The 14,330-nt window shown below is 72.1% G+C and carries 13 protein-coding genes; 3 read left to right on the top strand and 10 right to left on the bottom strand.

The window, feature by feature from the left end:
* A complete protein-coding gene (locus tag ACIP4Z_RS09930) occupies window positions 1-966 on the bottom strand; it encodes a YafY family protein (RefSeq protein ID WP_355344160.1) in 966 nt (321 codons plus the stop codon).
* Window positions 967-1,036: 70 nt separating this feature from the next.
* Here ACIP4Z_RS09930 and ACIP4Z_RS09925 point away from each other — a divergent pair, with 70 nt between their 5' ends.
* Window positions 1,037-1,486, top strand: a complete 450-nt coding sequence (locus tag ACIP4Z_RS09925) for a VOC family protein (RefSeq protein ID WP_355344157.1) — start codon at window positions 1,037-1,039, stop codon at window positions 1,484-1,486.
* Between the two features lie 136 nt (window positions 1,487-1,622).
* Here the strand turns inward: ACIP4Z_RS09925 and nucS are convergent, their stop codons facing one another.
* Window positions 1,623-2,285, bottom strand: a complete 663-nt coding sequence (gene nucS, locus ACIP4Z_RS09920) for an endonuclease NucS (protein WP_355344154.1) — start codon at window positions 2,283-2,285, stop codon at window positions 1,623-1,625.
* 275 nt (window positions 2,286-2,560) lie between these two features.
* Here nucS and ACIP4Z_RS09915 point away from each other — a divergent pair, with 275 nt between their 5' ends.
* On the top strand, window positions 2,561-2,962 hold the full coding sequence (locus tag ACIP4Z_RS09915) for an SCO5389 family protein (RefSeq protein WP_188281928.1): 402 nt from the start codon (window positions 2,561-2,563) through the stop codon (window positions 2,960-2,962).
* A gap of 100 nt (window positions 2,963-3,062) precedes the next feature.
* Here the strand turns inward: ACIP4Z_RS09915 and ACIP4Z_RS09910 are convergent, their stop codons facing one another.
* Window positions 3,063-4,109 (bottom strand): LLM class flavin-dependent oxidoreductase, encoded by a 1,047-nt coding sequence (locus ACIP4Z_RS09910; protein WP_355344150.1) that lies wholly within the window; start codon window positions 4,107-4,109, stop codon window positions 3,063-3,065.
* 195 nt (window positions 4,110-4,304) lie between these two features.
* Here ACIP4Z_RS09910 and ACIP4Z_RS09905 point away from each other — a divergent pair, with 195 nt between their 5' ends.
* A complete protein-coding gene (locus ACIP4Z_RS09905) occupies window positions 4,305-4,628 on the top strand; it encodes an ATP/GTP-binding protein (RefSeq protein WP_355344147.1) in 324 nt (107 codons plus the stop codon).
* Window positions 4,629-4,747: 119 nt separating this feature from the next.
* On the opposite strand, the gene ACIP4Z_RS09900 is transcribed toward ACIP4Z_RS09905, so the two are convergent.
* From ACIP4Z_RS09900 to mce, 7 genes are all read right to left on the bottom strand, one after another.
* A complete protein-coding gene (locus tag ACIP4Z_RS09900) occupies window positions 4,748-5,665 on the bottom strand; it encodes an ABC transporter permease (RefSeq protein WP_391044602.1) in 918 nt (305 codons plus the stop codon).
* Window positions 5,662-6,912 (bottom strand): ABC transporter ATP-binding protein, encoded by a 1,251-nt coding sequence (locus tag ACIP4Z_RS09895; RefSeq protein WP_401306284.1) that lies wholly within the window; start codon window positions 6,910-6,912, stop codon window positions 5,662-5,664. Before ACIP4Z_RS09895 ends, ACIP4Z_RS09900 begins: the two co-directional genes overlap by 4 nt.
* Window positions 6,913-7,085: 173 nt before the next feature.
* The gene (locus ACIP4Z_RS09890; protein WP_355344138.1) at window positions 7,086-7,859 is read right to left on the bottom strand and encodes an ABC transporter permease; all 774 of its coding nucleotides are present in this window, start codon (window positions 7,857-7,859) and stop codon (window positions 7,086-7,088) included.
* A 1-nt stretch (window position 7,860) separates the two neighbouring features.
* A complete protein-coding gene (locus ACIP4Z_RS09885; protein WP_391044606.1) occupies window positions 7,861-8,865 on the bottom strand; it encodes an ATP-binding cassette domain-containing protein in 1,005 nt (334 codons plus the stop codon).
* Between the two features lie 181 nt (window positions 8,866-9,046).
* Complete coding sequence (locus ACIP4Z_RS09880) at window positions 9,047-9,985, bottom strand: cellulose-binding protein (RefSeq protein ID WP_188281921.1); 939 nt, start codon at window positions 9,983-9,985, stop codon at window positions 9,047-9,049.
* Between the two features lie 103 nt (window positions 9,986-10,088).
* Window positions 10,089-13,631 carry a polarized growth protein Scy gene (gene scy / locus ACIP4Z_RS09875; RefSeq protein ID WP_401306281.1) on the bottom strand — a complete coding sequence of 1,181 codons (3,543 nt, stop codon included), beginning with the start codon at window positions 13,629-13,631 and terminating at the stop codon, window positions 10,089-10,091.
* 180 nt (window positions 13,632-13,811) lie between these two features.
* Window positions 13,812-14,282 carry a methylmalonyl-CoA epimerase gene (mce, locus tag ACIP4Z_RS09870; protein ID WP_355349668.1) on the bottom strand — a complete coding sequence of 157 codons (471 nt, stop codon included), beginning with the start codon at window positions 14,280-14,282 and terminating at the stop codon, window positions 13,812-13,814.
* Window positions 14,283-14,330 lie beyond the last annotated feature (48 nt).

The raw sequence follows: 14,330 nt of genomic DNA, 5'->3' as shown, positions 1-14,330 counted from the left end.
TCAGCCGCCCTCCGCCATGGCGGCGAGGCGGCGGGCCAGGCGGGCGGCGGCCTCGCGCAGCTCCGGCGGTTCGAGCACCTCGGCCTCGAAGCCCAGCGCGGCCACGCGGGCGGCGGTCACCTCCAGGGAATCCGCGCCGATGACGAGGACGCACCAGCCGTCGCGCTCGTCGTCCTCGACGCGTCCGACCTGCGGCGGCACCATGTCGCTCACGAGCTCCGTCCGGGCGCGCAGCCGGACGCGGGCCAGGTGCGCGTACGGGGACTCGGTCACGGAGCGCCGCACGTAGGCGACCGGGTCGGGGTGCTCGCGGGGCCGGAAGCGCCAGGTGGTCGTCTGCGCGTCGCGCATCCGGTCGAGCCGGAAGGTGCGCCAGTCGTCGCGGTCGACGTCCCAGGCCATCAGGTACCAGCGGCGTCCCGTGGTGACCATCCGCACCGGCTCGACCGTACGCTCGCGCGCCGTGCCGCCGTCCCGGCCGCTGTACGCGAACCGTACGCGTACGGTGTCCCGGCAGGCCCGCGCGAAGGTCATCAGCAGGTCCGGGTCGACTTCGTCGGTGGGGCCCACCAGGGTGTCGGTGGCGCCCTGGACGGCCCGCACCTCGGCGCGCAGCCGGGGCGGCATCACCTGGTCGAGCTTGGCGAGGGCCCGCAGCGCCGCCTCGCTCGCGCCCGCGACCGTGCCGCCCGACGCCAGCCGCAGCGAGACCGCCGTCGCGATGGCCTCGTCGTCGTCCAGCAGCAGCGGCGGCAGCCGGGTGCCCGCGCCGAGCCGGTAGCCGCCGCCGACGCCCGGGACCGCGTGCACGGGGTAGCCGACCGCGCGCAGCCGCTCCACGTCGCGGCGCACCGAGCGGTCGGTGACGCCCAGCTCGGCGGCGAGTTCACCGGCCGTCCAGGACGAGCGGTGCTGGAGGAGCGACAGCAGCCGCAGCACCCGTTCGGTCGTCGCTTCTACGGTCATCGGGTGATCGTTCCACACCGCCCGGCCATCACGGAACGTATCTGTCCGCTATATGCGTCACGCTGGGATCATGAACGAGCACCAGGAAGTCCGCGACATCCAGATCACCTTCGACTGCGCCGACCCGAACGCGCTGGCCGTCTTCTGGGCCGAGGCCCTCGGCTACCGGCTCCAGGACCCGCCCGAGGGCTTCTCGTCCTGGGACGAGGCCCTGGAGTCGATGGGTGTACCGCCCGAGCTGCGCAACGAACGCTCCGCCGCCGTCGACCCCTCGGGTGTCAGGCCCCGGCTCTTCTTCCAGCGCGTCCCCGAGGGGAAGCAGGCCAAGAACCGCGTCCACCTCGACGTCCGCGCCGCCCCCGGCCTGGAGGGCGACGAGCGGATGGCGGCCCACGAGAAGGAGGCCGACCGCCTCGTCGCCCTCGGCGCCACCCGCCTCGCCCGCCACGAGCCCGCCCTCCTCAGTCCGGGCCACATCGTGATGACCGACCCGGAGGGCAACGAATTCTGCCTCGACTGACCCCCGCCCGGGCCGGCGCCCGCCTCCCGCGCCGGCTCGACTCCCTCGAAGCCGCGGACCAGCGCGGCGGGCCAAAGCGGTGAGGCAAAGGGGCGAGTCAAAGGGGCGGGCCAGCGCGGCGAGTCAATGGGGCGGGCTAGAACAGCCGCAGCTTGTCGTCGGAGATGCCGCGCATGCCGTCGTAGTCCAGGACGACACAGCCGATGCCGCGGTCCGTGGCCAGCACGCGGGCCTGAGGCTTGATCTCCTGGGCGGCGAACACCCCCCGGACCGGGGCGAGATGGGGGTCGCGGTTGAGGAGTTCGAGGTAGCGGGTGAGCTGCTCGACACCGTCGATGTCGCCGCGCCGCTTCAGCTCGACGGCGACGGTGGCGCCCGAGGCGTCGCGGCACAGGATGTCCACCGGGCCGATGGCGGTGGGGTATTCGCGGCGGATCAGGGTCCAGCCCTCGCCGAGGACTTCCATCCGGTCGGCCAGCAGCTCCTGGAGGTGCGCCTCGACGCCGTCCTTGATCAGGCCGGGGTCGACACCGAGTTCGTGCGAGGAGTCGTGCAGGACCTCCTCGATGGTGATGATGAGCTGCTCACCGGCCTTGTTGACGACCGTCCAGACGCCGTCGTCGCCCTCTTTGAGCGTGCAGGGCGGGGACATCCAGTTGAGCGGCTTGTAGGCCCGGTCGTCGGCGTGCACCGACAGACTGCCGTCCGCCTTGATGAGCAGCAGCCGGGTGGCGGAGGGCAGGTGGGCGGAGAGCCGGCCCGCGTAGTCGACGGAGCAGCGGGCGATGACGAGACGCATGGTGCGCAACGCTACTGGACGCGCCGCCCCGTACGCGATTCGGCCCCGTGTGATTCACCGCCGCACGTTTCGCCCCCGCACGTCCCGTCCGCCCCTGTGCGTACGACTCCGGACGACTGCGGAAACTTGGCCGGTTAAGTGTGCTACCTCCTGGTGCGGTCGGACCAACGACCCTACGGTTGAAGCGGAGGCCGGACGTGCGGGAACGCTGGTCCGGCCGCCGGCAACCCGTCCGTCTGGCTCCGTGTGATCACGGGGTCACGAGAGGAGTACCCATGTCGCTCGACGTCTCACCGGCCCTCCTCGAACAGGCCGAGCGAGGCGAGGTCGACGAACAGGAATTCGTCGACTGCGTCAGGACGTCCCTCCCTTACGCGTGGGAGATGATCAGCTCGTTGGTGGCACAGCTCAAGGTCGACGGCGGAGCCTTCGCCGACAACCAGGTGCCGCCGCCGAGCGAGAAGGAACGCGGCCAGTTGCTCCGTGCACTGGCCAGCGACGCGATACGAGGGGCCCTACAGCGGCACTTCGGGGTGCGGCTCGCCTTCCAGAACTGCCACCGCGTGGCGGTCTTCCCACTGGACACGGTGGACCCCGGGATCGCCGAGAGCTACGGCAAGTTCACTTCCGTCAGGTCCCAAGTGCTCAACCAGTCACCGGAGTTCAGGGACTGCTGACGTAACGCCCCGCCCGGCGAACACCGCCGGTCACGGCCCTAGCGCGCACTGGGCGTCGGCACAATGCGGCCCGCTCCCGCAACCGGACCCGCCCGCGTAATCAGGCCAGTTCCGGGAGCACGTCGGCGCCCAGCCTGGCCACATTGTCCAAGGTGGCGGTGAGGTCCCCCGAGCCCTCCACCAGGAGGGCGAACCGGGTGATACCGGTCCGTTCCGCGGTCGCCGCGAGGCGGTCGGCACACAGCCGCGGCGGACCCACCGGGTGCAGATCACAGAGCAGTTCGGTGTAGGCGTGCGGGTCGCGCATGGCCCGCGCGCTGCCGTCCACCGTGCGGTGGGCGCCGAGCCCGCGCTGGAGCCAGCCGGGCATCGACTTGAGCAGCGTCTCCACCGCGTCCGACCTGGTGTCCCCGACCTGGGCCACGCCCGCCGAGACATGACCGGCGGCCGACACGGCGTCGGGGCAGTGCCCGGCGGCCAGCGCCGTCTCCCGCCAGACCGCCACCATCGCGGCCTTCTCCTCGTCCCCGCAGTGCATCCCCAGCAGCATCGGCAGCCCGCGCTCCGCGGCCAGCCGGACGGTGGCGGGGGAGGTGCAGGCGACCACGACGGGCGGCCCCGAGCCCGCCACCGGCTCCGCCGCCGGGTCGTACAGCTCGTCGGGGCGCGGTACGACGGACACCTCGCGGAAGGCGTAGCGCGGACCGTCCGCCCCGACCGCGGGCTCGCGCAGCCAGCGCAGCAGCAGGTCGAGCGATTCGGGGAAACCGGCCTCGAAGGCGGCCAGTCCGGTGCCGAAGACCTCCAGGTCCACCCACGGGCCGCCGCGGCCGACCCCGAGGGTGAAGCGTCCGCCGGACGCCAGGTGCAGCAGCGCGGCCTGTTCGCCCAGCGCCACCGGATGTGCGGTCGGCAGCACGCTCACCGCGGTGCCCACGCCGATCCGCCGCGTACGCCCGAGCAGCAGCCCGGCGAGGGTGACGGCCGACGGGCACACGCCGTACGGGACGAAGTGGTGCTCTGCCAGCCATACCGTGTCAAGTCCCGCGGCGTCAGCGGCCTCGGCCGAGGATATCGCCCGGTGCAGCGCCTCTCCCTGGCCCTGACCGGGGAACTGGGCCGCTATGACGAAAGTCCCAACTCGCATTGCTCATCCCTCCTCCCTTGGTAACGCTTGGCACGTGCCAAAGGCACGGCTTTCTGGGACGTTTTCATGATTTTCGGCAGTCATATTGGAGATGAGCCGTTCTGGTGTGCGCGAGGCGGGTGTTCCGGTATGGACCGACCGGCCGCGTACCCTTGACGGAGAGTCCGCGAAGCCCAGCAGAGCGCGAGGTGTCCCGTGTCGCCGCGTCGAAACCGCCCGCCCGGCGGAGGCCGCCCCGCCGACCGTACGGAGCAGCAGGAGTCGGGGTTCGGCGCCGGCAGCACCGTGGAGTGGCAGGGCGAGGAGTGGGTGGTGCGCCCGGTCGCGGGCAGCGCCTCCGGCAAGCACTACCGCTGCCCCGGCTGCGACCAGGAGATCCCGCCCGGCGTCGGGCACGTGGTGGCCTGGCGGGAGTACGGGGGAGTGGACGACCGGCGGCACTGGCACCGGGCGTGCTGGAACGCGAGGGACCGCCGCACCAGCAAGGTGCAGCGGTCCCGTAACGCCCCCCGGCACTGAACCGGGGCCATGTCCGGCGGCGGCTGAAGCGGCTGAGCGGTCCGGTACGCCTCGGGCGGCGCCGGTGTTCAGACGCCCCTGACGCTCAGACGTTGCTGACGCTCAGACGTTCCTGGCGCTCAGACGTCCCTGCTGTTGAGGGTCGCGTACGCCGCTCCCAGCAGCACCGCCGTGACGCAGGCCAGCGTGATGAGCTGGGGCAGGCCGTTCTGGTCGCCCTCGCCGATCATCGGGAAGTGGTAGAGCGAGGCCAGCGAGTTGGGCGCGGAGAACCGCACCAGCTTGTCGCGGGCCCCGTCCAGGCTGGACGGCAGGAAGATCGCGATCAGCAGCGGCAGCAGGACGACGCCCAGCATGGTGGTGATCGCCCCGGCCGAGTGCCGCAGCAGCGTGCCGACGGCGAGCGCCAGCAGGCCGAGCAGCGCCACGTAGAGGCCGACGCCGACGGTCGCGCCCAGCCATTCGGTGCCGCTCGCGGCGGTCACGCCGTCCTTGATGACGACGCCCGGGTGCGGGTCCTCCAGGTCGTATCCGGAGACCCGCTTGCCGGACATCACGCTCCAACTGATGAGCGCGGTCATCGTGCAGGCGACCGTGGTGGTCACGAAGGACAGCAGGAAGAAGACGATCGCCTTCGCCGTCAGGACCCGCGAGCGCCGCGGGCACGCGGTCAGGGTGGTGCGGATCATGCCGGTGCCGTACTCGGAGGTGATCACCAGCACGCCCAGCGTGATGATCGCCAACTGGCCCAGGATCAGGCCGAACAGGCCGGGCGCGAGCACCGGCACGCTGGTGTCGTTGCTGTGGTCGATCGGCACGACCACCAGCAGATTGATGCCGATGACCAGGACGAGCATCACGCCGAGCGTCCACACCGTGGAGCGCACCGTGCGGATCTTCGTCCACTCCGAGCGCACCGCCTGCCCGAGGGTGGTCTGCGCGACCGGCAACTGCGAGGCGAACTGCGGCTGCGGCGGCTGCTGTTGCTGGTAGCCGCCGTGGGGGGCGGAGGCCGGGAACTGGGCCGGGGCGGTCATCGGGCGTCCTCGCTGTCGGACTTGTCCATGTTCAGGGCGGCGGGTGCGGGCGGAGCGGCGGGTGCGGGCGGTGCGGCGGGTGCGGGCTGAGGTGCGGGAGCGGCGGGAGCGGCCGGCGGCGGCTGGGGAGCGTACGACTGCTGCGGTACGGGCGCGGCCACCGGCTGCTGCTGGTACCCCCAGCCGGGCTGCTGCTGCCCGTAACCCGGCTGCCCGTACGGCTGTTGCTGTCCGTACGGCTGCTGCCAGCCCTGCGCTCCCGGCGGCGGTGCGTAGCCGCCGGGGCCCTGGACGGCGTACGGCGCCGCGTGCTGGAGGCCCTGGCGCGGGTCCTGCGTCGAGCGGTAGTCGACCGCGCCGCTGGTCAGGCGCATGTACGCCTCCTCCAACGACGCCTGGTGCGGCGACAGTTCCCAGATCCGGACCTCGGCGTCGTACGCGATGTCGCTGATCCTGGGCAGTTCGAGGCCGGTGACGCGCAGCGCGCCGTCCTGCTCCGGCTGTACGGCGGCGCCCGCGTCGGTGAGCGCCTTGCTGAACTTCTCCCGCTCACCGCCCTCGGCGGGCGTGCGGACCAGCGCGTAGCCGGTCGAGTGGTGCGCGATGAAGTCCTTGACGCTCATGTCGGCGAGCAGTTGGCCGCGGCCGATGACGATGAGGTGGTCGGCGGTCAGCGCCATCTCGCTCATCAGGTGGCTGGAGACGAAGACCGTACGGCCCTCACTCGCCAGCTTGCGCATCAGATTGCGCACCCAGTGGATGCCCTCGGGGTCGAGGCCGTTGACCGGCTCGTCGAAGAGCAGCACCTCCGGGTCGCCGAGCAGCGCGCCCGCGATGCCGAGCCGCTGGCCCATGCCCAGCGAGAAGCCCTTCGAGCGGCGGGAGGCCACGTCCTGGAGGCCGACGACGCCCAGCACCTCGTCGACCCTGCGGGCCGGGATGCCGGAGAGCTGCGCCACGCAGAGCAGGTGCTGGCGGGCGCTGCGGCCCCCGTGCACCGCCTTGGCGTCCAGCAGCGCGCCCACCTTGCGCGGCGCGTTCGGCAGCCGCCGGTACGGCACTCCGCCGATGGTCACCTGGCCGGAGGTCGGCTCGTCCAGGCCCAGGATCATCCGCATCGTCGTGGACTTGCCCGACCCGTTCGGGCCGAGGAATCCGGTGACGGTGCCAGGCCGTACCTGGAACGACAGGTTGTACACGGCTGTTTTCGCGCCGTACTGCTTGGTCAGGCCGACTGCCTGGATCATGCTCCGCCCCTCGCTGCAACGGAGGCGACTCGCCCCCGTGAGGGAGGAAGCGTAGCCGGTGGGGGTTGGTTCCCCCCACCGTCCCCCGAAGTTGTACCCGGGAGGTGCCCCCATTGCGACAGTCGGGACTCGGCCGACGTGCGGGGCCGCCCGGGAGGCGGCCCCTTACCGCGTCAGGCGTCGCGCTTGGCCAGCACCACGTAACCGCCGACCAGCGCCACGATCACCCAGATCGCCATGATGCCGATACCGCCCCAGGGGCCGTACGCGGTGTGGTCGCCCGAATCCGGCACCACCTGCATGATCTTCTGGCCCGCCTGGTCGGGGAGGTACCTGGCGAACGTCTTCACCTTCGGCACCGCCGACAGGATCGGCGAGACCAGGAAGAAGAACGGCATCAGGATGCCGAGACCCAGCATCGGGCTGCGCATCATCGCGGCGGCGCCGACGCACAGCAGCACCATCAGCGTCATGTAGAGCCCCGCGCCGAAGACGGCCCGCAGCACCCCCGAGTCGCTGATCGACGTCTTGTGCGAGCCGAGCAGCGCCTGGCCGAGGAAGAACGCGACGAAGCTGGTGGCCATGCCGACCACCAGGCCCAGCAGGCCCGCGATGGCGACCTTGCAGAAGTAGAACATCCCGCGCTGCGGGACGGCCGCAAGCGAGGTGCGGATCATGCCGGTGCTGTACTCGCTGGAGATCACCAGCACACCGAAGACGATCAGTGCCAACTGGCCGAGCGACATGCCGAAGAAGCTGGTGTTCGTGGCGTCGAAGGTCGCCCTGTCCGTGGCGGACCTGTCGTGGAAGGTGTTGTTGACCACCAGACAGATCAGCGCGCCCAGACCCACGGTGACGATGAAGGCGAGCGCCAGCGTCCAGACCGTGGACCGTACCGACTTGATCTTCGTCCACTCCGACTGGAGGACGGCGGTAGGAGACGCCATGTCAGTTCCCCTTCCCGGAGCCGGAGTTGCGCCAGTCCGCACCCCACTGCGGGGCGCCGGGTTGTGGCGCGGCACCACCCGGACCGGGCGGCGGCGCGAGCACACCGCCCGCGTGGTACTCCACCGAGTCCGCGGTGAGCTGCATGAACGCTTCCTCCAACGATGCCCGCTGCGGGCTGAGTTCGTGCAGCACCACCTGATGCTGCGCGGCCAGCTCGCCGAGCTGCGCCGTGTCGCCGTCCTGGATCTCGAACGTGCCGTCGCTCGTGGTCACCGGGGTGAACCCCGCCGTGGCCAGCACGTCCTTCAGCCGCTCCGGCTGGGGGGTGCGAATCCGCACGTAGGAGCGGGAGTTCTTCTCGATGAAGTCGGCCATCGAGGTGTCGGCCATCAGCCGGCCGCGGCCGATCACGATCAGATGCTCGGCGGTCAGCGCCATCTCGCTCATCAGGTGACTGGAGACGAAGACCGTACGGCCCTGCGCGGCCAGCCCCTTCATGAGGTTGCGGATCCAGTGGATGCCCTCGGGGTCGAGACCGTTGACCGGCTCGTCGAACATCAGGATCTCGGGGTCGCCGAGCAGCGCCCCCGCGATGCCGAGCCGCTGGCCCATGCCCAGCGAGAAGCCCTTGGAACGTTTCTTCGCCACGGCCGTCAGACCGACCGTCTCCAGCACCTCGTCCACCCGGTGCCGCGGAATGCGGTTGGACTGCGCCAGGCACAGCAGATGGTTGTACGCCGTCCGCCCGCCGTGGATGGCCTTGGCGTCCAGCAGTGCGCCGATGTACTTCAGCGGCTCGCTGAGCTGCGCGTAGTGCTGACCGTCGATGCGTACGTTGCCCGAGGTCGGGTTGTCCAGCCCGAGCATCATGCGCATCGTCGTGGACTTGCCCGCGCCGTTGGGCCCGAGGAAGCCGGTCACCACGCCGGGGCGCACGGTGAAGGTCAGATTGTCGACGGCGGTCTTGTCCCCGTACCGCTTGGTGAGCCCCTGCAACTCAATCATGGTGGCGAGGCTAGCAACCGCCCCGGAGTAAACCGAAACCCCCGCCCGGGATGGGCGGGGGTGTCGGGCGACCCGTCGGCGAACGTTCAGCCCGTGTTCAGAGGCTTCAGCCCGTGTTCAGACGCTCTGGCCCTTCCTGCGGCCGTGGCTCCTGACCGGGCCCGAGCTTCCGATCGGGAGATCAGCGGGACTGCTGCGCCGGGACGCCACGCGAGATCGGCTCGTCGTCGGCCGGAGCACCGGCCGCGGCGACCGCGGCACCGGTCAGCGTCGCCAGCATCTCGCGGACGTTGGTGAGCTGAGCGTTGATGCTGTCGCGGCGGTTGGTGAGCGCCGCCAGCTCGCGCTCGGACTCGCTGCGGATCCGGTCGGCCTTCGCGTTCGCGTCCGCGACGATGTCCTCGGACTGACGCTGAGCGGTCTCCACCGTCTGACGCGCGCGACGCTCGGCGTCGGTGCGCAGCTTCTCCGCCTCCAGGCGGAGCTGCTCGGCGCGGTGCTCGATCTCCGCCAGGCGCTTCTCGGCCTTGGCCTGACGGCCCGCCAGGTCACGCTCGGACTGCTCGCGGCGCTTGGCCAGGTTCGTCTCGAAGTCCGCGGCGGCCTGGGCGGCCTTGGCGCGGGTCTCCTCGAAGAGGGCGTCCGCCTCCTCGCGCTTGTTCTGCGCGTCCTTCGTGGCGTCGGCGCGGAGCTGCGAAGCGTCGCCCTTCGCCTTGTCGACGATACGGACGCCCTCGTCCTCGGCCTTCGACTTGCGGTCGGCGGCGAACGCCTCCGCGTCGTTGCGCACCTGGTTGGCGGCCGACTCGGCCAGCTCGCGGTGCTGCTCGGCGGCGCGGCGGGCCTCCTCGCGCAGGTCCTTCGCCTCCTCCTCGGCGAGGCGCAGGATCTTCTCGACACGGGCACCGAGACCCGCGTACGACGGCTCCGAGTCATTGACCTGGGCCTGGGCGTTCTGGGTTTCGAGGTGCAACTCCTCGATGCGCTTCTCCAGCGCGGTGATCCTCGTCAGTGCGCTGTCACGGTCGGCGACGAGCTTCGTGATGCGGTCGTCCACCTGTCCGCGGTCGTATCCGCGCCGAACGAGCTCGAAGCCGAAGGGGGAGGAAGTGTCGCTCATGGGGATCCTGTCGATTCAGACCGGTTGAGGTGATAGGGGGAATCCTAGGGGCCCAGGCGGCGTGTCACCGAGCCATTGCCTATTAGGTATGGAGAATGTCCGCTCAATCGAGTGGAGCATCGTCGATGCGCTTGCCACTCGAACGAGTGGTTCCCGCGCCCGCACCAGCGGTGACACCGCCACCGGGTGCCTCGAACGACTCCAGCGCCTCCAGCACGTCCTGGACGCGAGAGATCTCCGCGTTGATGTCTTCTCTGCGGCGCACGAGGATCTCCAGCTCTCGTCTGCCCTCGGTCACGATGCGATCGGCTTCGCTGCGGGCCTCCCCCTTGACCCGCTCGGCCTCGCGCTCGGCCTCGGCCTTCTTCTGCTCGGCCTCCTTCAGGAGGCCCTCGACCTTCTTCACCGCGGCGATACGGACCTTGCTCGCCTCGGAGGTGGCCGTGGACTTGATCTCGGCGGCCTTCTGCTCCGCCTCGGCGAGCTGCTCGGTCGCGGCGGTGACCAGCTTGTCGACCCGCTCGCCGACGGTCTTCATCGCCTCCGCGGCCTCCTTGCGGGCCCGGTCGTGCAGCTCCTCGACCTCGGACTCCACGCGCTGGCGCAGCTCCTCGGTACGTTCCCTTATGGCCGTCGCGTCGTGCCTGGCCTCGCCGAGCATGGTGTCCGCGTCGGTCCGCGCCCGCTCGACCAGGCTGTTGCCCTCTGCCGTCGCCTCGTTGACCAGCCGCTCGGCCTCGCCGCGGGCCGCGCCGACCATCGCGTCGGCCTGCTCCTCGGCCGTCGCCGCGGTCCTGCGGGCCTCCGCCTGCGCCTTGCCGATCAGCTCGTCCGCCTGCTCCGCGGCCTCGCTGCGGCGCTTGTTGGCCGCCTCGCGCGCCTCGTCGAGGACGCGCTGCGAATGCGTCCGCGCCTCCTCGGCCTCGCGCTCCGCGGTGTCCAGCGCGTCCTTGGCGAGGATACCGAGCCGTTCGGCCTCCTCGCGGGCCTTGGTGACCAACTGGTCGGCCTGGCCCGCCGCGTCGGTACGCATCCGGTTGGCGTCGTCGCGGGCCTCGGCGCGCAGCCGGTCGGACTCCTCGATCGCCTCGGTGACCGTACGGTCGGCCAACTGCCGTGCCGCGTCGGCCTCTTCCTGGCTCTCCCGGCGGATCCGCGCCGAGTCCTCCGACGCCCGCTCCCGCTCGGAGCTGGCGTCCGCGCGCAGCCGGTCCGCCTCGCCCTGGGCCTCGCCGCGCACCCGCTGGGCCGCGTGCTCGGCCGCCGAGCGGAGCCCGGCGATCTCCTCCTCGGCCTCCTGGTGCAGATGCGCGACCGAGTCGCGGACCTGCTGCGCGGTGGCCTCGGCCGCCGCGACCGCCTCCGCGGCCCGCTGGTCGGCCTCCGCGCCCAGCCGGTCGGCCTCCGCCGCCGCGTCCTCGACGCGCTTGCGGGCGGCGGCCAGCAACTCCTCGCTCTCGCGGCGGGCCTGCGCGCGCTCCTGCTCGGCCTCGCCGCGGGCGGCGCCCAGCAGCTCCTCGGCCTCGCGGCGGCGCCTGGCCGCCTCCTCCTGCGCGGCGGCCAGCGCCTCCGCGGCCTCCGTACCGAGGCGCTCGGCCGCCGCGGCGGCCTCCGCGCGGACCCGGTCCGCGTGCTCCTTGGCCTCCGCGCGCCGCTGCTCGGCCTCCGCCGCCGCCTCCGCCTGGAGCCGTACGGCGACGCTCTCACCCTCCGCGCGGGTCTGCGCCGCGTCCGCCGCGGCCTCGTCCCGCAGCCGTACCGCCTCGGCCTCGGCCTGCTCCTGGAGGGTGCGGACCCGCTCGGCGGTCTCCTGGCGCAGCCGCTCGGCCTCCTCGGCGGCCTCCCGGCGCAGCCGCTCCGCCTCGGTGTCCGCGTCGCGCAGCGACTGCTCGGCGGCGGCGAGCCGGGCCTCGGCCTCCTCGCGGAGCCGTACCAGGTCGGTCTCGGCCTCCTCGCGCATCCGGGCGACGAGCGTCTCGCCCTCCGTGCGCTGCCGCTCGGCGGCCTGCTCGGCCTCCTCCTTGACCGTCGCGGCCTGCCGCTCCGCCTCCTGGCGCAGCTCCTCGGCCTCGGCGCGGGCGTGCTGGAGGGCCTCCTCGGCCTTGGTGTTCAGCGCGGAGGCCCGCTCGACGGACTCGGTCCGCATCCGGTCGGCCTCGGCGGCCGCGCCCTGCCGCAGCTCGTCGCCGTCGGCCTTCGCCTTGGCCAGCAGCTCCTCGGCGCGGCTCGCGGCCTCCTCGATCTGCTGGACGGCCTCCCTGCGCGCCTCACCGCGGATCCGCTCGCCCTCGGCGACCGCGTCGGCCCGCAGCTGCTCGGCCTCGCCGCGCAGCCGCCTGGCCTCCTCCTGGAGCTCGACGGTCCTGGCCCGGTACTCCTCGGTGTCGTCCTGGGCGGCGCCGCGCAGCTCCTGCGCGGACGCCTCGGCCTCGCTGCGCAGCCGCTCGGCCTCCGCCTCGGCCTCGCGCCGGATCCGCTCGGCCTCCTCGCCCGCCGACTTCGTGGTGGAGCGGGCGTCCTCCGACGCCTTGGTCAGGATCTCCTCGGCCGACCTGGCGGCCTGCGCCAGCTGGGCGGCGGCGTCCTCGGACGCGGCGGCGCGGGCGGTCTCCTGCGCCTCGGTACGGATGCGCTCGGCCTCGGCGCGGGCGTCGGCGACGGTCTGCTCGGCCTCGGCCTTGGCGCTGTCCACCTGCTTGGTGGCCTCGCCGACCATGCGGGCGATCTCGGCCCTTGCCGTACGGGTGCGCTGCTCGTTCTCCGTCTCGGTGGCCGCCAGGCGCTTGGCGGCGCCGGCCGTGGCCTCCTCGCGCAGCCGCTCGGCCTCCGCGCGGGCGGTGCGCAGCGCCTCGTCGGCCTCCCGCAGCCGCTCCTCGGCCAGCCGGGACAGCTCGATCGCCCGGCTTCTGGCCTCGTCGGACTCGCTGCGGGTGGAGGTGCGCAGCTGCTCGGCCTCGCTGGTGGCCTCCTGCGCCTGCGTCGAGGCGGCGGTCAGCAGCCGCTCGGCGTCGGTGCGGGCCCGGCGCAGCAGCTGCTCCGCCTCGTTGCGCGCGGCCTGCGCCTCCGAGGTCAGCCGCTCGCGGGTCTGCTCGGCGACCCGGGTGGCCTCGGCGCGGGCGGCGGCCAGCGCGGCCTCGGACTCGGCGCGGGTCTCGTCCAGCAGGCGGCGGGCCTGCGACTCGCTGCGGGCCCGCAGCTGCTCGGCCCACGCCACGTTCTCGTTGACGTGCGTCTCTACGGTCGCGCGGCGCTCGCCCAGCTCCTCGTCGAGCTGCCGCCGCCGGGCGATGGCCTCGGCGTGCCACTCCGCCTCGAAGCGGGCCTGGTGCTCGGCCTGCTCCTGGAGCAGCCGCTGGGTCTGGGCGCGGGCGTCGCGCAGCTCGCGCTCGGCGTCGGCGCGGAGTTGGTCGGCCTGGATCTGGGCGTTGCGCAGGAGCTGGTCGGCCTGGTGGCCGATGTTGTCGTAGGCAGGGCGGGACGCCAGATTGCGGCGCGCCTCGTGCAGCTTGGCGCGCAGCACCTCGACCTGGTATCCGAGGTCGTCGGCGTGGTCGACGGCCTTGCCCCGCTCGGTACGAAGCCGCTCCATCTCGGCTTCGAGCTGAGAGAGGTGGTCGTCAGCCTGGTAGCTGTCGTTGCCCCGCACTCCGCGGTCCCATCGGTCTCCTGGCGTACTCACCCGCCAACCGGGTGAGATTCCTCGTCACTCCGTTTGAAGACAGAGCTCTACGAAGAATGGTGTCAGATCAACGTCGCGGAGCGCGAGCGTACCCGCGTGCCCACCCCGGTCGGCCCGGTCACTCTACCGGGCAGGACGGGGGTTGGGTCAGTGGTCCCGGGAGCCCTTCGCTGTCTCTGCCGTGGTCTTTTCCGCCGAGGTGACCAGCTCGGTCAGTACGCCGTGGCAGTCCTTGGGGTGCAGGAACGTGATCCGGGAGTCCATCGAGCCCCTGCGCGGCTCGTCGTAGAGCACCCGTACGCCCTTGTCGCGGATCGCGGCGGAGTCGGCGTCCACGTCCGCGGTGCCGAAGGCGATGTGGTGCACGCCCTCGCCGTTCTTGGCCAGCCACTTGCCGACCGCGGAGTCCTCCCGGGTGGGCTCCAGGAGCTGGAGGTAGCTGGCGCCCCCGTCGGAGGTGCCGTTGATCCTGAGCATGGCCTCGCGTACGCCCTGCTCCTCGTTCACCTCGCTGTGCGCCACTTCGAAGCCGTAGGTGGCACGGTAGAACTCGACGGTCGCGTCCAGGTCGAAGCAGGCGATGCCGATGTGGTCGATGCGGGTCAGCCCAGTAGCCATGGACACAGTGCACCGCACCGGTACGTGGTCACGCAACGTGCGCGCCGT

It is taken from the genome of Streptomyces sp. NPDC088910, from assembly GCF_044749865.1.
Classification (GTDB): Bacteria; Actinomycetota; Actinomycetes; order Streptomycetales; family Streptomycetaceae; genus Actinacidiphila.
The sequence above is the reverse complement of the archived record's forward strand: the minus strand, read 5'-3'. Positions and strand labels throughout refer to the sequence as shown.

What these genes read in the sequence shown, in the direction of transcription:
- ACIP4Z_RS09930 (WP_355344160.1), bottom strand. Translation starts at nt 966, where the DNA reads ATGACCGTAGAAGCGACGACCGAACGGGTGCTGCGGCTGCTGTCGCTC.
- ACIP4Z_RS09925 (WP_355344157.1), top strand. Translation starts at nt 1,037, where the DNA reads ATGAACGAGCACCAGGAAGTCCGCGACATCCAGATCACCTTCGACTGC.
- nucS (WP_355344154.1), bottom strand. Translation starts at nt 2,285, where the DNA reads ATGCGTCTCGTCATCGCCCGCTGCTCCGTCGACTACGCGGGCCGGCTC.
- ACIP4Z_RS09915 (WP_188281928.1), top strand. Translation starts at nt 2,561, where the DNA reads ATGTCGCTCGACGTCTCACCGGCCCTCCTCGAACAGGCCGAGCGAGGC.
- ACIP4Z_RS09910 (WP_355344150.1), bottom strand. Translation starts at nt 4,109, where the DNA reads ATGCGAGTTGGGACTTTCGTCATAGCGGCCCAGTTCCCCGGTCAGGGC.
- ACIP4Z_RS09900 (WP_391044602.1), bottom strand. Translation starts at nt 5,665, where the DNA reads ATGACCGCCCCGGCCCAGTTCCCGGCCTCCGCCCCCCACGGCGGCTAC.
- ACIP4Z_RS09895 (WP_401306284.1), bottom strand. Translation starts at nt 6,912, where the DNA reads ATGATCCAGGCAGTCGGCCTGACCAAGCAGTACGGCGCGAAAACAGCC.
- ACIP4Z_RS09890 (WP_355344138.1), bottom strand. Translation starts at nt 7,859, where the DNA reads ATGGCGTCTCCTACCGCCGTCCTCCAGTCGGAGTGGACGAAGATCAAG.
- ACIP4Z_RS09885 (WP_391044606.1), bottom strand. Translation starts at nt 8,865, where the DNA reads ATGATTGAGTTGCAGGGGCTCACCAAGCGGTACGGGGACAAGACCGCC.
- ACIP4Z_RS09880 (WP_188281921.1), bottom strand. Translation starts at nt 9,985, where the DNA reads ATGAGCGACACTTCCTCCCCCTTCGGCTTCGAGCTCGTTCGGCGCGGA.
- mce (WP_355349668.1), bottom strand. Translation starts at nt 14,282, where the DNA reads ATGGCTACTGGGCTGACCCGCATCGACCACATCGGCATCGCCTGCTTC.